Source organism: Arsukibacterium indicum (assembly GCF_019100565.1).
GTDB lineage: Bacteria > Pseudomonadota > Gammaproteobacteria > Enterobacterales > Alteromonadaceae > Alishewanella > Alishewanella indicum.
On the sequence record NZ_JAHRID010000008.1, the window covers coordinates 1 to 21,936 of the forward strand.

General features: G+C 50.5%; 21 protein-coding genes. 20 read left to right on the forward strand and 1 reads right to left on the reverse strand.

The window, feature by feature from the left end:
• Positions 1-312: 312 nt before the first annotated feature.
• On the forward strand, positions 313-1,794 hold the full coding sequence (locus tag KQY15_RS15230) for an EAL domain-containing protein (protein WP_254795757.1): 1,482 nt from the start codon (positions 313-315) through the stop codon (positions 1,792-1,794).
• On the opposite strand, the gene KQY15_RS15235 is transcribed toward KQY15_RS15230, so the two are convergent.
• A complete protein-coding gene (locus KQY15_RS15235; RefSeq protein WP_308160253.1) occupies positions 1,748-2,731 on the reverse strand; it encodes a 1-aminocyclopropane-1-carboxylate deaminase/D-cysteine desulfhydrase in 984 nt (327 codons plus the stop codon). The two genes, KQY15_RS15230 and KQY15_RS15235, sit on opposite strands and share 47 nt — an antisense overlap.
• Before the next feature lie 72 nt (positions 2,732-2,803).
• On the opposite strand from KQY15_RS15235, the gene KQY15_RS15240 reads away from it, so the two are divergent.
• The 19 genes from KQY15_RS15240 to mreD all read left to right on the forward strand — a co-directional run bounded on the left by KQY15_RS15240 (position 2,804) and on the right by mreD (position 21,935).
• Positions 2,804-3,727, forward strand: a complete 924-nt coding sequence (locus KQY15_RS15240; RefSeq protein WP_217670685.1) for a hypothetical protein — start codon at positions 2,804-2,806, stop codon at positions 3,725-3,727.
• Positions 3,724-4,314, forward strand: a complete 591-nt coding sequence (locus KQY15_RS15245) for a PilN domain-containing protein (protein WP_217670687.1) — start codon at positions 3,724-3,726, stop codon at positions 4,312-4,314. Before KQY15_RS15240 ends, KQY15_RS15245 begins: the two co-directional genes overlap by 4 nt.
• 2 nt (positions 4,315-4,316) lie before the next feature.
• Positions 4,317-4,967 carry a hypothetical protein gene (locus KQY15_RS15250; protein WP_217670689.1) on the forward strand — a complete coding sequence of 217 codons (651 nt, stop codon included), beginning with the start codon at positions 4,317-4,319 and terminating at the stop codon, positions 4,965-4,967.
• Positions 4,945-5,271, forward strand: a complete 327-nt coding sequence (locus KQY15_RS15255) for a hypothetical protein (RefSeq protein WP_217670691.1) — start codon at positions 4,945-4,947, stop codon at positions 5,269-5,271. The genes KQY15_RS15250 and KQY15_RS15255 overlap by 23 nt, the downstream gene beginning before the upstream one ends.
• Entirely contained in the window at positions 5,261-6,919 is a 1,659-nt protein-coding gene (mshL, locus tag KQY15_RS15260) for a pilus (MSHA type) biogenesis protein MshL (protein WP_217670693.1), read from the forward strand. Before KQY15_RS15255 ends, mshL begins: the two co-directional genes overlap by 11 nt.
• A gap of 4 nt (positions 6,920-6,923) precedes the next feature.
• Positions 6,924-7,811 carry an ExeA family protein gene (locus KQY15_RS15265; RefSeq protein ID WP_217670695.1) on the forward strand — a complete coding sequence of 296 codons (888 nt, stop codon included), beginning with the start codon at positions 6,924-6,926 and terminating at the stop codon, positions 7,809-7,811.
• A complete protein-coding gene (locus KQY15_RS15270; RefSeq protein ID WP_217670697.1) occupies positions 7,808-8,947 on the forward strand; it encodes a tetratricopeptide repeat protein in 1,140 nt (379 codons plus the stop codon). The genes KQY15_RS15265 and KQY15_RS15270 overlap by 4 nt, the downstream gene beginning before the upstream one ends.
• 1 nt (position 8,948) lies before the next feature.
• A complete protein-coding gene (locus tag KQY15_RS15275; protein WP_217670699.1) occupies positions 8,949-10,706 on the forward strand; it encodes a GspE/PulE family protein in 1,758 nt (585 codons plus the stop codon).
• A gap of 3 nt (positions 10,707-10,709) precedes the next feature.
• On the forward strand, positions 10,710-11,930 hold the full coding sequence (locus KQY15_RS15280) for a type II secretion system F family protein (protein WP_217670701.1): 1,221 nt from the start codon (positions 10,710-10,712) through the stop codon (positions 11,928-11,930).
• A gap of 71 nt (positions 11,931-12,001) precedes the next feature.
• Complete coding sequence (locus tag KQY15_RS19265; protein ID WP_217670703.1) at positions 12,002-12,535, forward strand: prepilin-type N-terminal cleavage/methylation domain-containing protein; 534 nt, start codon at positions 12,002-12,004, stop codon at positions 12,533-12,535.
• Positions 12,536-12,550: 15 nt separating this feature from the next.
• Positions 12,551-13,048 carry a prepilin-type N-terminal cleavage/methylation domain-containing protein gene (locus KQY15_RS19195; RefSeq protein WP_217670705.1) on the forward strand — a complete coding sequence of 166 codons (498 nt, stop codon included), beginning with the start codon at positions 12,551-12,553 and terminating at the stop codon, positions 13,046-13,048.
• 16 nt (positions 13,049-13,064) lie between these two features.
• Positions 13,065-13,538, forward strand: a complete 474-nt coding sequence (locus KQY15_RS15295) for a type II secretion system protein (RefSeq protein ID WP_217670707.1) — start codon at positions 13,065-13,067, stop codon at positions 13,536-13,538.
• Positions 13,532-14,113, forward strand: a complete 582-nt coding sequence (locus tag KQY15_RS15300) for a type IV pilus modification PilV family protein (protein WP_217670709.1) — start codon at positions 13,532-13,534, stop codon at positions 14,111-14,113. The genes KQY15_RS15295 and KQY15_RS15300 overlap by 7 nt, the downstream gene beginning before the upstream one ends.
• Entirely contained in the window at positions 14,113-14,922 is an 810-nt protein-coding gene (locus KQY15_RS15305; RefSeq protein ID WP_217670711.1) for a PilW family protein, read from the forward strand. Before KQY15_RS15300 ends, KQY15_RS15305 begins: the two co-directional genes overlap by 1 nt.
• Positions 14,912-15,328: a pilus assembly PilX N-terminal domain-containing protein gene (locus KQY15_RS15310; protein WP_217670713.1), complete on the forward strand. Its 417-nt coding sequence runs from the start codon at positions 14,912-14,914 to the stop codon at positions 15,326-15,328. Before KQY15_RS15305 ends, KQY15_RS15310 begins: the two co-directional genes overlap by 11 nt.
• Positions 15,325-19,287 carry a DUF6701 domain-containing protein gene (locus KQY15_RS15315; RefSeq protein WP_217670715.1) on the forward strand — a complete coding sequence of 1,321 codons (3,963 nt, stop codon included), beginning with the start codon at positions 15,325-15,327 and terminating at the stop codon, positions 19,285-19,287. Before KQY15_RS15310 ends, KQY15_RS15315 begins: the two co-directional genes overlap by 4 nt.
• A gap of 216 nt (positions 19,288-19,503) precedes the next feature.
• Positions 19,504-20,547, forward strand: coding sequence for a rod shape-determining protein (locus KQY15_RS15320; protein WP_019677307.1), 1,044 nt, complete (start codon positions 19,504-19,506; stop codon positions 20,545-20,547).
• A 48-nt stretch (positions 20,548-20,595) separates the two neighbouring features.
• Positions 20,596-21,453, forward strand: coding sequence for a rod shape-determining protein MreC (gene mreC, locus KQY15_RS15325; protein ID WP_217670717.1), 858 nt, complete (start codon positions 20,596-20,598; stop codon positions 21,451-21,453).
• A complete protein-coding gene (gene mreD / locus KQY15_RS15330) occupies positions 21,453-21,935 on the forward strand; it encodes a rod shape-determining protein MreD (RefSeq protein ID WP_217670719.1) in 483 nt (160 codons plus the stop codon). Before mreC ends, mreD begins: the two co-directional genes overlap by 1 nt.
• Position 21,936: the final 1 nt, after the last annotated feature.

A 21,936-nucleotide genomic window follows, 5' to 3' on the forward strand; every position in this document is an offset into this window, starting at 1 on the left:
TACACCGCCAGGCTCCCAATAAAGCCAAAGAGCCCACTCAGTCGAGTGGGCTTTTTGCGTTGAAGCGCCTGTCACTTACGTTATAAATACCGGTTATTTTCTAGACAAAGCAGCCGATAACGTTAACACTGTATCGACAGTCAAAAGGAGTTGCGTGTGTCACTTGCCCAGTTGTTTAAACAGAAAACCTACTCCAGCTGGTTAATTATCCTGGCTTCATGTCTGCTGTTTGCAAATTTTATATTCTTTGTTGTCGTTATTCCCTTCACAAATATCTTAGCTAATTGGCAATTGGCAGTGCTGATAAACGTCATGTCTGTAATATTTCTGGCTGGACTTTTTTTAGGTGTGCAATACCACCGCCGCTCTTTGGCTACTACAGTGTTGCAGGTTGACCATGCGATAAAAAGATTGGAAGAGCGGCTGGAATTAACACAGCGCGTTGATTTAATGCCAGATATCCGTTTAGAAAAGATTAATGATCGACTATTAAGCTATATCCGGCGCGATCACGAAGTTCGTCATCTGGTAAGAGTGCAGGGTCTGATTGATCATGAACTGGCTATTGGTAACCGGATTTTTTTTGAAAGCAAACTGCAACACTTTTTAAGTGACGCCTCCGAAGAGGGGGCCGGCGCCCTTTTTATCATTGAGGTTTCTCACCCCGGGCATGGTGTCAGTCAGCTGAAAAAGCTGGCATGCCTTAAAGCCTGTGTAGAGGTTATCAACAGTTATTGTGAACCTTATCAGGACCGGATCCTGGCCCGATTGTCTGAAAACGACCTGGTGTTGTTAATATCCGGCATATCTGAAAAGGAAATGGCTAATCTGGCCGATACACTTGTGGTTGCAATGGGCCGGGCAAACTGTTTTGCCAACTATTTAAGCGCCGACTTTGTGCATATTGGTTATGTTGCCTATCAGCGAAACCAGACAACTTATCAATTGTTGTCAGAAGCTGATATGGCACTGCGTACCGCCCAGCTTTATGGTCACAATAGTGCTTTCGGTTTCGAGGCACAGAAAAAGCCTGCGGCGAAAGGTTCGGTGTGGTGGCGCTCTGAATTAACCAAGGCCCTGGCACAGAATCGTTTCAGTCTGAGCTTTCAGCCGGTTTTTTCCTGGCAGGATCAGGAGTTACTGCAACAAGAAGTGTTGGTAAGGCTACAAAGTACTGACGGTGAAAATATTCCGGCGGCAATATTTTTACCCATGGCCCATAGTTGCGGTTTAACATTACAAATTGATCAGCACGTGTTGTTACGCTCTGCCAGACTCGGAGCACTGGAAAGCCGCAGTGCAATCAGGTGTAGTGTTAATATCAACGTCCATTCGCTGTTAAGTAAAGATTGGCAGCAATGGCTGGAGCAATTAGTAACGTCTGGTCAGCTTGACCCGTCACAGCTGGCACTGGAGCTAACCGAGCATCATCTTATCCGCTACTACGACAAATTAAAGCCGGTGCTGGATAGAATGATTAATTCCGGCTTCTCACTGGTTGTTGATCAGGTTGGTCTTACTATAGATATCCCGCCTTATGCAGATGACCTTGCGATAGAGTCAGCGAAGCTGCACCCATCGGTCGTACGAAACATCGACCAGCATTTAGAGCAACAGTTGTTTGTAAGAGGCTTGATTTCACATTTTTCAGAAAGGGGTATCAGAGTCATTGGCACCGGTGTTGAACTGGCAACAGAATGGCAGGCACTGCAAAAACTGGGTGTGGCTGGTGGGCAGGGCTTTTATTTCAGCCAACCGCTGCCGCAGATAATAACTGGTACTGTTGCTGATTAATTAATTGCCGGTAATATAAGCCGGCAAGACCTTGTAAACCACCGGTATGAAAGAAGCTTAATCTGCTACCCGCCGTAAAATCGCCCGCAGCAATCATCTGATATAGCTTATAAAGCGCTCTGCCGGTATAAACCGGTTCCAGAGCAATGTTGTGCTTAAGCGCAAACTGACAACAAAAGTCGACATGTTCAGCCGGACACCGGGCATAGCGTACATCCGGCGCGGTAGCAACGATCCGCCAGTTGGCACTTTTTTCAGCAGAGCCTGCTAATAAAGAGCTCACCCGCTCAGATAACGACGAATCGTTAACAACAGCAAGTCCCAGCGTTAATGGTATGGTCTCTGGCTTGTGATGCTGAGCACCCGCCGTAATTAAGCCGGCAAGCGTACCACCACTGGCTGTCGCGCAAGCAACAACGTTAGCCGGTCCTGCAGGCGTTGCACTAAGATCTAAACTGGCAACACCGCGGACTCCAGCTGATGAGCTGCCTCCTTCCGGGATAATCAGACAATCCGGATGGCGCTTGGCGAGTAACTGCAGATAGTCTGGTTGTTGTCGTTGCCGGTATGTCGGCCGATCAGTTGCTATCAGTTTCATTCCCCTCGCCATACAGTACTGCAAGGTAGGATTTTGCTGATCTAAGGAATCGGCCCGTACATAGGCAGTAGCGGCAATTCCAAACTGTTCTGCAGCAGCAGCGCTGGCCGCCAGATGATTGGAGAAAGCGCCACCGAATGTAACGAAGCCCTGATATTGCTGTTGCTGAATCATCTTTATATGATATTGTAATTTCATCCATTTGTTGCCAGATATCATCGGCTCAGCAGTCTTCGGGCAATACAGCCAAAGTTCAACTCTGGCGTCCGATAGCAAGGGTTCAGCAATCCTGTACCAATTGGCAGAGAAACCTGCAATGTCACGGGTTGGCAATAACATAACGCGGGATGGCAACTTTGTCGTTGAAAGTGCCAGTATTATAAACCGATATCAGGGTTGAATAGCATTAAGATGTTAGCCAGAGTTTTGCAACAAATCAGGTTTAACCACAATAGTGCAACTGGCATTGCCGTGCTGCATATTCGTGACCATGAAGTTCAGTTGCTAATGCAGCAGGCTGCAGGCAAGCCGGCAACAGTTCTGGTGCAGCCGGTAAACCAGGGCAACTGGCAGTTAGCTTTGGAGAATATGCTGGCGAAAGTTAGTAAGTCTATGGTATTGACGTTGATACTCCCGCCGTCAATGTATCAGATCATTCAATTGGAAAAGCCGGCTATTGCTGAGCAGGAGTTATTAACCGCTTTACCCTGGCAGATTAAAGATTTGACAGAAATCGCGTTGGAAGAGCTGGTTTTAGATTACATAGATTTACCGGCAGCGCCCGGTCAGGCCGATAAAATTAACGTTGTCGTTTGCGTTAAAAGTCAGTTACAAGAGCTGGTAGCCCTGGTACACAGGGATAAACTCAACTTGCAACAGATCCTGATTGAAGAGTGGCTTGTTCATGAGTTACTTGAGTATGCTGACCACGCAGCTCTGGTACTTATGCATCAGCCCAATCAGGAAGTGTTACTTCAGGTTATCCGCCAGGGGCAGCTACAGTTTTCCAGACGGGTGCGTGGGTTCAGTAAGTTGCATCAGTATTCTGAGGCAGAATTGCAACAAGGCGTTTTTGATAATTTATTACTCGAAATTCAACGCTCTATGGATTACATCGAAAGTCAGCTTAAATTGCCGCCAGTACGCAGTATCCATTTATTATGCAGTGGCTCAGACCGGACGGATTTAGTGCCGTTATTTCACCAGGCAGGTTTTAGTCAGGTACAGGCATTGCAGCTTAGATCTGAACTGCAATGGGCTACCGCTTTGGATGTTAATGAATTCTGGCCTGCTATCGCAGCAGCGGGCAGTGCCATCGGAGAGCCGTTAGCATGAAGCAGCGGATAAATTTATATCAGGCAGGTTTAAAACCGCTGCAGGAAACCTTTGCCCTCTCATCACTGTCGGCGTTGCTTGGGCTGGTAGTAACCATCAGTTTGCTGGCCTGGGCTGGCTTACAATGGCAGCAGCGCCAGCAAATGCAAATTAATAGTCAGGCAGAACAGCAACTGCAGCAACAACAGCAGCAACTTGAGCTATTCCAGCAGGCACTGTTACAGCGCCAGCCCTCACTACTTTTAGTGGCCGAGCGGGACAAGCTCAAACGGCGGGTTGAGCAGCAAATTGCCTTACAAAACTATCTGGCGGCCCAACAGGTACGTTCCGACTATGCTTTCAGTGTGGTACTGCAACAATTGACAGATGCCGATATTGCCAGTGTCTGGTTAACTCACTTTACGTTACGGCCAGGTAGCAGTGAACTGCAGGGCCTGACCCTGGCCCCGGCTTCGGTGCCGGGCTGGTTGGAAAGTCTGCGCGATTTCGGCTATTTTAAAGGCCAACGCTTTAACGAGCTGCGCTTAACGCAACAGCCTGAGCAGCAGGCTGTAAAATTCCATCTTATTGCTGAGCAGGGAGATTGAGGATGGCGAACTGGCAGCAGCTGAATCAGCGATATCAGGCTTTACAGCTCCGTGAAAAACGGCTAATTTTTTTCGGCTCAGTCATATTGGTTTTCTGGTTGCTCCTGATGTACCTGCTTGAGCCAGCCTGGCAGCAGCAACAACAATTAACCGGCCAACAACAAAAACTGCGGCTGCAACAACAGCAGATACAGCAGCAACTTGAATTATTACAGTTACAACTGGCAGTTGATATTGAACAACCTTTGCGGGATGAAATTGCCAGTCTTGGCCAGCAGCAAACTGAACTGTCGACACAGCGACGGAATCAAAGCAGTTTATTTATCGGTGCCGAACAAATGCTGGCATTGCTGCGGGAAATTCTGGCTAAGAGTCAGCAGCTGCAATTGCGGTCACTGTCAACCTCTGCTGCAGTGCCAGTAGTGCTTACCGGCCAACTGGCTGATGAAGCTCCGCTGTTGTATCAGCACAAAACCACTCTGGTGGTAAGGGGTACTTACCAGCATGTGCAGCAGTTGTTAGGTGAGCTGGAACAATTACCCTGGTTGGTACAATGGCAGCAGCTTGATTACCAGGTTACCGATTATCCGCTGGCTGATATTAGCCTTGAATTTATTACAGTGAGCGAGAATGAAAACTTTATTCAGCTTTAACGCTTTGCTGCTACTGGCATTTGCAAGCCAGGCTGATCCTACCCGGCCGGCACCCGGCTATATTGATGTTGTTAGTAGTAACGATATGGCAGCCAGTACCGCCAGTACCATGAGTTTACAGCTGATCCATAATGGTAGCCAGGGTAGAACAGCCACGATTAATGGTCATTTTCTGAAGCCCGGAGACCAGTACCAGGGCTACACCCTGACCGATATCAGCACTAACGCTGTTGTGCTGAGCCGGGGTGATGAACAACGAATTTTGCAGTTACATAATAAAACGATAAAAAATTATGATAAATAATATCCGCTTTAATATAGGTCTTGTTGGTAGTCTTTTGTTGTTAACGGCTTGCCAGGCACTGGAGCCAAACGCCGGCGCATCGGCCGCCAAAAAAGCTTTGCAACCCGCTGAACAAACTGCAAAGCCTGCACTAAGTGTACCGGCTGCAGTAACCCAGGACCTGCTAACCAGACCGCCGGCAGCCATTGCCAGTACTGAGCCCCGCTTTAATGTGGCAGCAACTGATGTAGCTCTAGCCGATTTTTTCCATTCAATTGTCCACGATACACCTTACAGCCTGGTGGTGCATCCTAGAATCAGCGGTACCATCAGCCTGCAACTGAAGCAGGTTACCCTGGCTGAAACGCTGGCAATAGTGCAGTCTTTATATGGTTTTGATATCCGGCGACAGGGCATGGTGTATCAGGTTTATCCAGCCGGTTTACGCACTGAAACAATTACGGTTAATTATTTAATGCTGCAGCGAAATGGGTTTTCTTCAATTTCGGTTAATTCGGGGGGGGTATCGCAGGATAATTCCAACCAGAACAATAATAACCGTGGTAATCAGGGGCTGGCAAACAACAATCTGCAAAATAGCCCATTTGGCAATAACAATGGCCAGTTTCAGAATAATCAGCAGCAATTCAATGGCAGCACCATCCAAAGTGAAAGCCGCACAGATTTCTGGGATGATTTAAAAGAAGCGGTAGAAGGGGTACTGGGCGGTGGTGATCAGCGCATGGTTGTAGTAAGCCCTCAGGCGGGCCTGGTAACCGTTCGAGGTATGCCGGATGAAATTGCCGCGGTTAAAGCATTTCTGGGACAGTCAGAGCAGCAGCTGCAGCGGCAGGTAGTGCTGGAAGCAAAAATTATTGAAGTGACCTTAAGTGATGAATATCAGCAGGGCATTAACTGGCAGAATGCGCTGGCCACTATTGGCTCTACCAGTTTTAACTTTACTACCTCAGGCGTGATTCCAAATAATACAATTAGTAGTAACTTAGGTGGCGTCAGCGCTATTTCTTTTAGCAATGCTGATTTTAACGGCGTCATTAATTTGCTTGAGACTCAGGGAAATGCTCAGGTGCTGTCCAGTCCGCGCGTTACGGCAATGAATAATCAAAAAGCCGTAATTAAAGTTGGCCAGGATGAGTATTTCGTTACTGACATAACCAGCAACACCACCATTGCCGGTACTGGTGCCACAACCACTTCTCCTAATATTTCATTGCAGCCATTTTTCTCTGGTATTGCGCTGGACGTTACGCCGCAGATCGATCAGAACGGCAGCGTCATTTTACATGTGCATCCTTCAGTTACTGAAACATCAGAGCAAAGCAAAACAATCCGGTTCAGTGATGAGCAAATAGTCCTGCCGCTGGCGCAAAGTAATATCCGTGAATCTGATACCATAATTAAAGCGCAGAGTGGTGAAATTGTGGTTATTGGTGGCTTGATGCAAACCGTTACCAGTGACAGTGAGTCACGCACACCAGTACTGGGAGCAATACCCTTGCTGGGCCAGCTGTTTACCAGTAAAAATAAAACCGAGCGCAAAAAAGAGCTGGTTATCCTTTTAAAACCAACGGTAGTTGGCAACGGGGTTTGGCAGCAGCAACTGCAGCAGTCAGAAAAATTAATCACTGACTGGTATCCAGAGCAATAAGCGTATGTATGCCGCCCACTTTAATCTGGCCGCAGCGCCGTTTTCACTAACCCCTGATACCCGCTTCTATGTTGGCCTGCCCCAACATGAAGCGGCCCTGGCGGTATTGAATACGGCATTAAGTGCCGGCGAGGGCTTTATTAAAGTAACCGGCGAAGTGGGCACCGGCAAAACGTTATTGTGCCGGTTACTGCTGAAGCAGGCGCCAGCCGACTGGCAGTTAGCCTATCTGCCGGATCCCAGCGTTACTCCAACCGAATTACGCTGGGCACTGGCCGCAGAGCTGGGCCTGAAATATTCAGCAAACATTGATGCCAGCCAGTTGTTGCAATTATTGCAGCGGCAACTGATCCTGTTGGCGCAAAGCGGCAAACAAATTATTTTGGTGATAGATGAAGCACAGGCGTTGCCTGACGATACCCTGGAATCACTGCGGTTACTAACCAATTTAGAAACAGAGCGCCGTAAATTATTGCAGGTGGTATTATTTGGCCAACCAGAATTAGATGACCGTCTGGCCAGTCAGCAATTCCGTCAGTTACGGCAACGTATCTCCTTTGCTTACAAACTACCGGTTATGTCAGCAGCGCAAATTCGTTATTATCTCAGGCACAGACTACAGACAGCAGGGGCCACGCCGGCGCTGTTTAATCGTTTTGCGTTACTGGCAATAAACCGGTATAGCCGGGGCATACCGAGGCTGGTTAATTTGCTTGCCCATAAAGGGCTGATGCTGGCGTATGGTGAAGGTAAAAGCAGGGTAACCGGCCGGCATATTCGGTTTGCCGCACAGGATACCGATGATACCCGTCGTGCTGCGCCGCGCTATTTGTGGTTATTAACCAGCGCCGCCTTGTTTAGTGCTGCCTGCGCTGCCTGGGTATGGCGATGAGTGTTATTAATAAAATGCTTCAGGATCTGGAGCAACGCCAGCCATCGCTTTCGACAGTAAGTGGCAGGCAAAAGGTGCCGCAGCCGGCCTCAGGCAGTAAAACAAGGTTGCTCTTGCTGACGCTGCCAGTGCTGTTAGTTTTACTTGGCGGCCTGTGGTTCAGCCAGCGTCCGCAATTGCAGGCGCAACCGGTCATTGGTGCAGACCAGCCGGCAGTCGTTACAGCTGAACCTGCTGAGCTTGCTGGCGGGCAGAGCGACCAGCAAAACAAAGCTGAGGCCGGGCCGGCTACTATTGTGGCCGCACTTTCGGCGGCATCTGCCGGGGAGCATTCTGCGACAACTCATCAGGAAGAGTTTGCTTTGGCAGAGAATGCTGTCGTTGACGTGGCGGCAGTTATCGCCAGCGAACCAGCAGCACAAAGCATGCCTGAGCTACCGAACCAGCCTGACACGTCGCAGACTCAATTGACAGCACCACCGCAGGTGTTGGTTACAGAGCAGCAGCCGGCGTTAACTGCCAGCGCCAAGCCAAAGGTTACCGTCGATAAGCAGCCACTAAGCGTCGCGGCACAGCAGCACAATATGCAATTGCGGGCCAATGCCAGCGAAGCGGCGGGCGACACCAGTGCTGCCATTGTTATCTGGCAGCAACTGGTTGCCCGGCAACCGGCTGAAGCAGCCGGTTATCTTAATCTGGCCAGGCTATGGCTGAAACAGCAGCAAGTTGTCAGTGCCAGCCAGGTATTATTGAAGGCCCGCCAGAATGGCGTTGTCAGTGCCGAGATTAATATGCAGCTGGCGCAGCTTGCTGTGCGTCAGGGCCAGTGGCAACAGGCACTGGAATTTTTATCTGATCAGTTTGAACTGGCGGCTGAGCCGGAATATTTTGGTTTTAAAGCTACCGTATTGCAGCAATTGCAGCAATACGAGGCCGCACTTGGCTGGTATCAGCGTCTGCAGCAGCTGCAACCTGATCAGGGACGCTGGAGCCTGGGTGCAGCGCTGGCCAGTGAGCAGCTTGGGCAGCCGCTGCAGGCACATCGGTATTATAAGCATGCCTGGCAGTACCGGCAGGCACTGTCGGCAAGCAGTCACAATTTTATCCAACAACGGCTAAAGGCAACAGAACCCTAGTATGCAAAAACCAAAGCTTAAAATGCGCCTGGGCGATTTGCTGGTGCACGAACACATTATCACCGAGGCTCAGCTGGAGCAGGCGCTGGCACGGCAGAAAAGCAGTGGCCGTAAATTAGGCGCCACCCTGATAGAAATGCAGTTTTTGTCAGAGCAACAGTTACTGCAGTTCCTGGCGCAGCAGTTGCAGGTACCATTTCTGGATATTGCTCAGCGTAAAATCGACCCGAAAGCGGCGCAATTACTGGCTGAAGTGCATGCCCGCCGCTTCCGGGCGCTGGTTATCGAGGACATGGGTGATTCTGTATTACTGGGCATGAACGATCCGGCTGATTTGGCTGTGCTGGATCAAATTGCTCCTTTACTGGCGCCGCGTGAAATTAAAATTGCCGTGGTGCGGGAAAGTCAGTTACTGGACGCTTTCGACTCTTTATACCGGCGCACCAAAGATATTGAAACCTTTGCTACTCAGTTAAAACAGGAACACAGCGGCGATACCGAAGATGCGTTACTGGCAGAAGAAAGCCGGGAAGAAACAGACAACACAATCGCCAAATTGCTACGCTCTATTTTTGAAGATGCGGTGCAGGTCAAGGCTTCGGATATTCATATCGAGCCTGATGAAAAAGTACTGCGGATCAGGCAGCGGGTAGATGGTATCTTGCAGGAAAGCACCCTGAATGAGGTCAGTATTGCTGCGGCATTGGTGCTGCGTTTAAAACTGATGGCCAGCCTGGATATCTCGGAAAAACGGCTGCCGCAGGACGGCCGGTTTCAGATTAACGTTAAACAGCATAAAATTGATATCCGGATGTCGACCATGCCGGTGCAATACGGCGAGTCTGTGGTAATGCGTTTGCTCGATCAATCTGCCGGCGTGCTGAAAATGGAAGACACCGGCATTCCCGGCCCCATGCTGGCAAGGCTGCGCCGCATTGTGCAAAGCCCGCATGGCATGATTCTGGTAACCGGCCCCACCGGCTCAGGTAAAACCACTACTCTGTATGGTTTGTTAAGTGAACTGAATCAGGCTGCCAGTAAAATAATCACGGTAGAAGATCCGGTAGAGTACCGGCTACCGCGGATTAATCAGGTACAGGTTAACCATAAAATTGGCCTGACGTTCAGTAATGTGCTGCGCACCACCTTACGGCAGGACCCCGACATTATAATGGTGGGGGAAATGCGCGATCAGGAAACTGCCGAAATGGGCCTGCGCGGCGCATTAACCGGCCACCTGGTGCTATCAACCCTGCACACCAATGATGCGGTATCCAGTACCCTGCGCTTAATTGACATGGGCGCCGCACCTTACCTCGTCGCCAGTGCGCTACGGGCTATTATTGCCCAGCGCCTGGTACGCCGGCTATGTGACTACTGTAAAAAACCGCATCAGCCTGACGAACTCGAGCAAACCTGGCTGCGCCATCATAAGGCAAACACTAACGCCAGCTACTGGCACGGTGCCGGTTGTCAGTCTTGTCATCATACCGGCTACAAAGGCCGGCTGGGTGTATTTGAACTACTGGTTATTAATAAACCGCTGGCTGACGCACTGCGCCGCTCAGATATTGAAGGTTTCAGTAATCTGGCCTACCACAGTGCAGACTTTGTCAGCCTGGGCAATATGGCGCTTGATTATGCCCAGCAAGGGGTAACAACCCTGGAAGAAGTGATCAGGGTATCTGAATATATGGAGACCGAACCACTGCCTGTTGAGCCGGCGGTAAATGCGTCTGACGCGGCAGAGGAAACCTAAACTATGGCCAGCTTTCAGTACAAAGCACGTGATGCCAGCGGCAATGCTGTCAGCGGCCAGCTCGAAGCCGGCAGTCAGGCTGCTGCTGCTGACATTCTGAAACAACGGCGTTATATTCCGCTCAGTATCGAGGCTGTTGCAGCGCCAGCCAGCACGGTCAGCTTTGAACTGTGGCAGGCTAAAGTCAGTTTAACCGAGCTGATTATCTTCTCGCGCCAGATGTACTCATTAATGAAGGCCGGTATCCCGATCATCCGGGCAATAAAAAGCCTGGCGGAAAGCACCAGCTCGCAGCGGTTACGCCAGGTGATGAACGACCTGGCTACGGAGCTTGAAAATGGCCGTAGTTTATCAGTGGCCATGGCTAACCATCCTAAGGTATTTAGCCGCTTAATCGTCAGTCTGGTGCATGTGGGTGAAAACACCGGCCGGTTGGATGAAGCCTTTTTACAGTTAACCTTTTACTTTGAACAGGAACTGGAAACCCGCAAGCAAATTAAGCAGGCTACCCGCTATCCGATATTTGTATTAATTGCTCTGGTTATCGCCATGGTGGTGCTGAATATTTTTGTTATTCCGCAATTTGCCAATATGTTTGCCCGCTTTAACGCCGAACTGCCCTGGTCAACTCAGCTACTGCTGGCCAGCTCAGCATTTTTTATTAATTTCTGGCCATTATTACTGGTATTAACCCTGGCAGCGGTTATCGCGCTCAGTTTTTATTTACAAACCCCTGCCGGCCGGTTGCGCTGGGGCCGCTGGAAGCTTAAAGTGCCAATTATCGGCAGCATTATAAACCGGGCCACGCTGGGGCGCTTTGCCCGCAGCTTCTCGATGATGCTAAAAGCCGGGGTGCCAATCACTACTGCACTTAGCCTGGTTGCCGAAGCGGTCGATAACGACTATCTTGGAGATAAGATCCGGGAAATGCGCCGCAGCATTGAACGGGGCGAGAGCCTGCTGCGGGTGGCACAGCAAAGCGGCATGTTTACTGATCTGGTGTTACAGATGGTCTCAGTAGGTGAAGAAACCGGCCAGATGGATGAAATGCTGACCGAAGTGGCGGGTTTTTATGAACGCGAAGTGGCGTTTGACTTAAAAAGCTTAACGGCGAAAATAGAACCAATATTAATTGTCATTGTTGCCGCAATGGTATTGTTGCTGGCATTAGGGATTTTCACCCCAATGTGGGATATGCTAAATGCCTATAAAGGTGGCCAGTAATTGACACAAAATAAGCTGATAACAATAAATAACGATATACTCAATTTAACAAGTGCCTGGGAGCAACCAATATGAAAAAACAAAATGGCTTTACGTTAATCGAACTAGTGATAGTAATTATTATTCTTGGCCTGCTGGCTGCAGTAGCTTTACCACGCTTTATTGATGTGACAGAAGAGGCTGAAAATGTGTCGATTGAAGCGGTAGCCGGCGGCTTTGCTTCAGGAGTTGGATTAACCCGGGCTCAATGGGAAGTGTCAGGTCGTCCGGCCGGCAGTGTAAATTATGACGGTGTTACTGTACTGGTCGATACAAACGGTTATCCCGCTGGCGGCGGCACAGCGACTGCGATGACAGCACCACAATGCTTAACTGTGTTAGATAGCATTCTGCAAAGCCCGCCACGCGCAACGGCTTCAACAACAGTAACGGATATTCAGGATGCCCGTTTATTTGTCCGGGTTAACACGACGCCTGCTAATCATGAGTGTGAATATTACCAGACAGCAGGACTAACAACCGCACCTACCGACTTTACTGGTCGTAATGGCTTTAGCTATACACCAGCAACCGGCCGTGTAATTACTTTTACTAATAAAAACTAGTTGAGGAATCATTTAATGAAACGTAGTCAAGCAGGTTTTACATTAATTGAACTAATTATCGTCATCGTGATTCTGGGTATTCTGGCCGTTACCGCGGCACCTAAGTTTTTAGATTTTGGTGGCGATGCCCGTCGTTCAACGTTAACTGGTGTGAAAGGCGCGTTAGAGTCTGCAGGCTCGTTAGTTTATGGTAAGGCAATTATCGCTGGCAAACATAATGAACCTACTGAGTCGCTGACCGATCCTGCAATTAATATTGTCTATGGTTACCCAGCAGCGACTCCTATTGCAATCAGAGCAGCTGCAGAACTGGCTGCTGACGAGTGGGATGTAGTTGTTAGTACAGGTGATGATGCTCCAGGTTTTGGCGCCGTGGGTACCAGTAGTGTTGTTATCTCGGCAGCAAACTCTACCCTTGGGACTACTGAAGCAACAGCATGCCATGCGGTTTACGTAGCATCAACAGGTCCAGCAGTAAAACCTGTAATTACAGTGTACGGCAACGGCTGCTAATAGCAGAACAGTTGTAATGAACAGAACCCAGCACTACCGCGGCTTTACCTTAGTAGAGCTTATTGTAGTGCTGGTAATAATAGGCGTGTTAGCAGTATCCCTGCTACCACGCTTTTTTGATGGCAGTGGTACTAACGAATACCTGTACCGCGACCAGGCTTTCAGCCTTATTCAGCGCCAGCAAATGCAGGCCATGCAATGCACCAACTGTCCTCCGGTTGGTTTTCGGGTGGGCAGTTTCAGTATTAACCCAGCCGGGGTTAATGCCTGCGACAATACCGCTACTCAATTATGTATCAGCGAACGGGACCGCAGCAGCATCCGGCTGGTGCCTGGTGCCTTTAATAACGACCTTTTTTTCAACAATCTGGGGCAGCCAATAAATGGAGCCGGCTTACGTCGTTGCAATAGTGCCTGCCGGGTTAATGTCCAGGGCAGTGTTAATCTGGCTATTTGTATAGAGTACGAAGGGTATATTCACCGATGTTAGCCTCAGCTGTGTTAATCCGCCGGCAACGGGGGGTAAGTCTGATTGAGCTGATTGTCGGCATTGTGGTGCTGGCAATAGCCCTTAGTTTAGTGACTGCCGTGCTGGGGCCGTTATATATTAAAAGTACTGATCCCTGGCATCAGGTGCGGGCGACAGAGCTCGGTCAGAGTATGCTTAATGATATTATGGCGCGCTCTTTTGACCAGCAAAGCCCGCGCAGTGGCAGCATGCTGCGCTGTGGCGAGAGCGGTGCGCCGGCCTGCACTGTACAAAATGGTGATGGCAGCTGGCCGGCCGATGCCGGTGAAAGCGCTGCTGATAACCGGCTACGCTTTAACGATGTCGATGATTTTAATAACTTTACCGTTGATGGTTCGGTATTAACCAATATTCTGGCGGAAGATCTGGCTGACGTTTATCGCAATTACCAGCTGCGGGTTAGTGTAAGCTATGCCGCGGCCGGAGAAATAGGCGGCATCAGCCTGGCTGCTGATCAGGTTAAGGTCATTACCGTAACTGTGCGCACGCCAACCGGCAGTGAGATACAGTTCAGCGCGTATAAGGGGAACTGGTAATGCCATATCCTCAATTACACCAGCAGCGCGGTTTTACCCTGATAGAGCTGACGCTTGTTATCGTACTGTTGTCGGTGCTGGCGCTTGGGGTTAGCAGCTACATTGGCCTGGGGGCAACCATGTATAGCGACGCCACGGAGCGCGAGCAGGTACTTAACCAAAGCCGCTTTGTGGCCGAGCGTTTGCAGCGTGAATTGCGAAATGCCGCCCCCAATAGCATCCGCAGCAGTGACGCTGCCTTACTGCGCTGTATTGAGTTTGCGCCTATTGTCGCCAGTGGCGTATATTTAAAAGCGCCGGTTGCCCCAGCCGCTGACAGTGAGTTGCAGCTGGCCATGCTTAACTGGCAGGGCAGCTATCTGAACCTGCCGTTTACCATTTACCCACGAGAACTGGCCGATATTTATGGGGCAACAGGCAGTACCATCTTGCTAAGCGGCAGCGAAACAGACGATGGCGATGGCAACAACGCCACCCGAACAGTGCAGCTTAGCAGCAGCCACAGCTTTCCGTTAGACTCTCCTGAAAGGCGGTTTTATCTGCTGGCAGCCAGCCCGGTAAGTTACTGCTTTAACGGCGTTGATGGCAGTATTCGCCGGTACAGCAATTACAGCTACAATGCTGCTCAGCAATTGCCGCCTGCCGGCGCTGCAGTGTTAATGGCCAGCGATGTGCAGCAGGTCCGCTTTGCCATAAATGATGCGGTATTAACGCGCAATAGTGTGGTCAATATGCTGCTGCAGTTCGGTCAGAGCCCGGCCAGTGATATGTTTTTTAACTATGAGGTGCATATTCCTAATGTCCCTTAAGCCGGCAGTGTGTAAACGTTATCAGCAAGGCAGCGCATTAGTGGTTGCAGTGTTTATTATTGTGGTAATGCTGGCTATAGTTTTAGCATTGTCGCGTATTTTGCTAAGCAGCAGTGACAGTGTCGTGTACGAAGTGCAGGGCAGTCGCGCTTTGTTTGCTGCCCAAAGCGGTATGGAGCTGGCCTTAACTGAACTGTTTCCGCGCAGTGGCGCCAGTAACTGCAGCAGCTGGACTTTTAATTTCAGTACCGCCGGCCTGACCGGCTGTCAGGCGCAGGTGCAATGTACAGCGCAGGCCATTGCCAGCGAGCAGCTTAATCAGTTGTACCTGCTGCAAAGCACCGCCAGCTGCAATGCGAATGAATTTATTACCAGTCGCAGTATTGAACTGGAGGTGCGGCAATGAAGTGGGTTCTGACCAGTATTTTACTTCTGCTAAGCAGTCAGGCACTGGCAATTAATTGTGAGGACATCTGGACCGAAGCGGTAAGAGTTAACAGCGCCACACCGGCAACGATTAATTTGCCAGCGGCACTCAATCCCGCCTTTCCTGAAGAACTGGAACCGATAGATTATTATTATTCTGGCACTTTTTCGAGTGGACCAGCCCGGGTCGCCAATTCAGCTAATCCAACGGCAAGACTTTTTATAGATGGCAGTCTGACAATCGAGTCGGGCTCCAGATTCAACAGCAGTAATCCGGCCGAAAACTTTATATTGATTGTTACCGGTAGTCTTGTGATAAGAGATAACGTTCAGATAAATGGTTTTATTCTTGCGGGTGGTGCGGTAACCATTGGTGCAGATACCATTATTAATGGCGCGGTAACCGCCAAAGGTTCAGTGTCGAATGCCGGGCTGGTCAATTTCCAACCCGAAGCAATTCCATCACTGATTGGCGGCGTAGTATGTGATTCAGTACTGCCACCTGCAGTATTGCGGGCTCATTACCCGCTGGACCAATGTTTTGATGAAAGCAGTAGTATATTGTCAGATCTGACAGGTACTTATCCTGCATCAGGCTTAAATCTGGCCCGGGCGACTGGTTTAGTTAATCAGGCCGTGCGCTTTAACGGTAATACCAACAGCCGGGCCGAGCTGCCTGCCGCTTTGCTGAACGGGTTGGAAAACTTTTCTGTTTCGGTATGGATTTATCCGGAAGCATCAACCGGTTTCCGGGAGATTATTTCAGGGTCAAATACCACTATTAACAACGAATTTGAACTTTATCTTACCCCGGAAAATACCATCCGTACTGGTATTAAGGGGTCTTACCACAGCTTCACAGCCAGCCCACCTACGATAGCGCTTAACAGCTGGCAGCATGTGGTATTTAGCCGCAGTGGTGACGAGGTATGCCTTTATCTGAATGCAGCTTTGGTTGGATGTACAACAGCCCAGAGTGGCAACATGGACATCAGCCGGCTGGCGCTTGGTGTGTGGTGGCAGGCTGCTAACAGTTTTGCCGATCCGTTTACCGGCCGGATGGACGAAGTGTTGATCTACCGCAATAAGTTAACCGGTAGTGAAATCAGCCGGATTTATACCTCGCAACGGGACGGATTTAATTACGACGGTAGCAGCAGAGCTGACAGTTGTCTGTCATGCCTGGCTGACGATTTTTCAGCTGCTGCGCTAAGTGACACCTGGGTAACGGCCCGCAGTAACGGTAGTTTTACCCCGCAGATAGTCAACGGCCGGCTGCGGATGACCCAGGCCGTAACTAATCAGGCAACATCGGCAACCTATCAGCGGCTATATCCGGCTGCAGATAATCTGGTTGTTATTGAATTCGACTACTGGGCTTATGGCGGCAGCGGCGCCGATGGTTTGGCCGTAGTATTATCTGACGCCACAGTAACACCGCAACCCGGCAGTTTTGGTGGTCCGCTTGGCTACGGTTATAAGCCCGGTATTCCGGGTTTTGCCGGCGGCTGGCTGGGTTTTGGTCTGGATGAATTTGGCAACTTCTCCAATGAGGGCGGTGCTGCCAGTAAGGGGCGGCGCCAGCAAAGCGTGGTGGTAAGGGGCTCTGGTGAAGGAACCACAGGTTACCGCTATCTTAAGGGTACCTGCAATGATGGCGCTACAAACCCGGCGGGTGGCTGCCTTACCCCGCGGGTGGATGGCAATGCGGCCAGCCCGCATCGGTACCGCTTTACCATAGATTCCAGAGCGCCCGGCACTACCATGGTATCAGTAGAGCGCGACCATGGTACCGGCTACATTACGCTGATTGCGCCTTTTGATGCCCGCAGCCAGCCGGGACAAGCTGCCACACCAGAGAATTTCTTTTTATCGCTGACCGGTTCAACCGGCGGCTCAACCAACATTCATGAGCTGGACAATATCAGTATCTGCGCCCTGCGCTCATCGCCGGTTGGCCAGCAGATTGACCACTTTGAATTTGACTACAGCGGCCAGGCGCTTACCTGCAAGCCGGAAAGGTTAACAGTGCGCGCCTGTGCCAATGCCAGTTGTAACCAGTTGGTGACCACGCCGGTGCGGGCCACGTTAAGCCCGGCTTCTGTCACTAACGGTGCCTGGGTTGGCGGCAATATCCTTAATTTCAGTGGTGGCACCACTACCGTAGATTTACGCCGGAATGTTGCCGGTAGTACCCTGATTGGTGTCAGCGGCTCAGTGCCAGCCACCCGGCCACTAAGCCAGACGTTATGCCGGGCCGGCGCCGGCCCGCTGACAACTGCGGCCTGTAATATCAATTTTGCCAGCGCCGGCCTGGTATTTAACATTCCTGATGGCGTTGCTAATCAGCCTGCAACCAATATTAAAGTATCAGCAGTGAGACAAAGTGACGTAACCCAGCAGTGTGCGCCGCAATTTTCCAATGTCAGCCGTAATATCCGGTTCTGGAGCAGCTATATTGACCCGGGACCAACTGCCCGGCCAGCATCCTTACCGTTGCAGGTTAATGGCAGTAACGTTGCGCTGGCAGAAGGCAGCGCTACCCCGTTATTACTGAATTTTGACAGCAACGGTGAAGCACTGATAAGTGTTAATTATGCCGATGCCGGCCAGGTGCAGCTTAATGCCCGCTATACCGGCAGTGCTGCCAATGAAGACGCTGGTCTGGTAATGAATGGGGCCGATCCCTTTGTCCGGCGTCCGGCTGGTTTGTGCATCCGCAATGACGGCCATTGTTCTGCCGCAGATGCCAGTTGCCCGGTATTTAAACGCGCTGCTGAGCCCTTTTCGCTAACGATCAGTGCCCACGCCTGGCAGGGCGGAAGTAGCAATATCTGTAGCAACCCGGTAACCCCGAATTTTCAGCATAACAATGTCAGCCTTAGCCACAGTCTGGTGGCACCTGCTGGCGTACCAGGCAGCACTGGCTTGCTGAGTTATTCGCATCAACGTGCTGTTAATAGCCAGACAACTGTCCAGCAAAGCGTATCTGAGGTGGGAGTGTTCCGGTTTAATACCGGGCTGGTTAATTATTTAACAATGTCTGATCCGGTTCCGGCCGCCACCGGCGAGCCCAGTGGCCGCTTTGTACCGGCCGACTTTGCACTTAGTGAAACAAGCAGCAGTGCCGCCTGCGGCAGTTTCAGTTATATGCAGCAGCCCTTTAATCTTAGCTTTACCCTGACCGCGCGAAATATGCTGGGCCAGCGAACCCGAAATTACTATGGTGATTTTGCCAAAAGTACCTTGTTACTGCAGGCAGAAAACGCCGATAACGGTGTCAATCTGAGCAGTCGTATCACCAGTAGCGGCTTTGGTAACTGGGCAGAGGGTGTGCAACTGTTCAGCACAAGCGAACTGCGTTTTGGCCGTCAGGCAGATGGTGCGCCGGACGGGCCTTTTACCGCGTTAACACTGGCACTAAAAGTTATCGACCCTGATAACAGCCTGGTGGCGAATCCGGATACCAATGTCAGTAATGTGGCTTGTGCCGGCGATAATAGTTGCAATGCCGCCACACTGATGCAGACAGACATCCGTTATGGCCGCATGCAAATGGCAAACGGCTATGGCCCTGAATATGACGACATGCCGGTTAATTTAACGGCTCAATATTGGCAGGGTAATGGCTTTAGCCGCAACACTGCGGATAGCTGCAGTGTAGTCAGCGCGGCCAATCTGAGTCTGAGCAACAGTCTGACCAGCGCAGTGGCAAGTGTGGCGACACTTAACGGCGGTAACATGCCACCAGCAGGTTTGCTGTTGCTGGCACCGGATGAGCCGGGTACCGTTGGCGCTACCTATCAGGTACCGGTCTGGCTGCAGTATGACTGGAATGATGATGGTAACTATACCGATTCACCACTGGCTGAGTTTATCTTTGGTCGCTATCGCGGCAACCCGCGGCAAATATACTGGCGCGAGCGTTTTTCACCATAATGTGAACCAACCGGACTGAGTAAGTACTGGCTTCGGCGCCAGATAGCGCAAGCTGGCTGATTAATTTCTGAAAAATGTCACAAAAGGCTATTTTCTTGGCATAGACTTACTTAGAATAGCCTGAGTAACTGATTTTAACTCCGGTAAGTTCAGTGCAGCCAGCCCGCCAATGGTGCTGCTGCTACGGAGTACTTGTTAATAGGATCTGGCGTCTACATGTTTAATAAATTGCGTGGCCTCTTTTCAAACGATTTATCTATCGATTTAGGTACAGCTAATACTCTGATTTATGTCAAGGATCAGGGCATAGTGCTGAATGAGCCATCAGTAGTGGCCATTCGGCAGGAGCGCGCCGGTGGCCCGAAAAGCGTTGCCGCGGTTGGTCATGCAGCAAAACGGATGCTGGGCCGTACCCCGGGCAATATTAAAGCTATCCGGCCAATGAAAGACGGTGTTATCGCCGATTTTTATGTCACCGAAAAAATGCTGCAGCACTTTATCCGTCAGGCACACAGTAACAGTTTTCTGCGGCCAAGCCCGCGGGTGCTGGTTTGTGTGCCCTGTGGTTCTACCCAGGTAGAGCGCCGGGCAATCCGCGAGTCAGCCCAGGGCGCTGGTGCCCGCGAGGTGTATCTGATTGACGAACCAATGGCCGCTGCCATTGGCGCTGGTTTACCAGTATCTGAAGCAACCGGCTCTATGGTGGTTGATATAGGTGGTGGTACCACGGAAGTGGCGATTATATCGCTAAATGGAGTGGTGTATTCTTCATCGGTGCGGATTGGTGGTGACAAATTTGATGATGCTATCGTCAACTACATTCGTCGCAATTACGGTATTCTGATTGGCGAAGCAACAGCGGAGCGGATTAAGACAGAGATTGGCTCAGCTTACCCGAGCGATGATGTGCTGGAGATTGAAGTGCGCGGTCGAAACCTGGCTGAAGGGGTGCCGCGCAGCTTTACCATGACCAGCAATGAAATTCTGGAAGCACTGCAAGAACCGCTTGCTGGTATTGTTAGTGCGGTAATGGTTGCGCTGGAACAGGCCCCACCTGAACTGGCTTCGGATATTTCTGAGCGCGGTATGGTATTAACCGGTGGTGGCGCCTTGCTGCGGGACCTTGACCGGCTGCTGATGGAAGAAACCGGCATTCCGGTTGTTGTAGCCGACGATCCGTTAACCTGTGTTGCCCGTGGCGGCGGTAAAGCGTTAGAAATGATTGATATGCATGGTGGTGATGTATTCAGCTATGAGTAATAGCACGCTGAGTGCAAGGAGTCGTGCTCTTACAAAACTGGTTATGTTATGAACGCTATTTTCAGCCGCGGCCCGTTGTTAGGATTACGTCTGTTGCTGGCGGTACTTTGCAGTGTCGGTTTAATGGTGGTAGATCGCTACACCGAGCGTTCTACCCAGCTTCGTAGTTTTCTCACTTCGGCTGTCAGCCCGTTGTTTTATGTCGCCAGTTTACCGGAAACCTTACTGTCCGGTGCAACCGAGCAGTTTATGTCGCACCAGCGCCTGCTGGATGAAAATGCCCGCTTAAAAGAAACCCTGCTACGCCAGAACGGCCAGCTGCAACTGCTTGGCTACTTACAGCAGGAAAACAGTAAGTTACGGGCACTGCTGGGCTCGGCGCCGCTAACCAATGGCCAGCGGCTGGTGGCTGAAGTACTGGCTGTGTATAGCCATCCGTTTAGTCATCAGGTGGTATTAAATAAAGGCAAAAATGACGGTGTTACTGAGCATCAGCCTTTAATTGATGAAAGCGGTGTAGTGGGGCAGATTGTCAGTGTCGGGCCTACCAGTAGCCGGGCTTTACTTATTTCTGATAACACTCATGCTCTGTCAGTGCGGGCCGAACGCACCGGCATTCGCACCGTGGCCGAAGGGCTTGGCCAATGGGATTTACTGCGGGTAATTCACTTGCCGCAAAGTGCCGACATCCGGGTTGGCGATCGCTTACTTACCTCCGGCCTGGACGGATTGTTTCCGGAAGGTTATCCGGTGGCCGAAGTCAGCCGGGTACAGCAGGATGAAAGCCAGCCTTTTATGACCGTATATGCCAAACCCTACGCCCAACTCGACAGAATTCGCCACGTGTTATTGCTGTGGCCAGGCACCCGGCTGGACGATGTGCTGAATGCTGAGGAGCCAAAGTAATGCGCAGAAACGGTGGTTTAGGCTTTATCTATCTGTCGCTGCTGGTCGCCCTGTTGCTTACCGTAATGCCAATGCCTCAGCAGGTAAAATTGTTCAGGCCTGACTGGGCATTGCTGGTCGTGCTTTACTGGACCATGGCCTTGCCAGGCCGGGTCAATATTCTTACCGCTTTTGTGCTGGGTTTTTTAACAGACGTGTTGATTGGCACCGTGCTGGGGGTAAACGCCCTGGCATTTTCAGTCGTTGCTTTTATTGTTGCAGTAAACCATTTAAAGATTCGGAACTTTTCGGTGATCCAGCAAGCCTTACTGATGGGTTTGTTCCTGGCGTTGTACCACTTGCTACTGTTCTGGCTTAGTCACTTTTTAACGGGCGTCTATTTTTTACCCGCTTATTTATGGCCGGTATTAACAGGTATGTTAGTCTGGCCCTGGTTATTCTGGTTGTTAAGGCGCTATCGGCGGCAATTTAAGATCCAGTAAT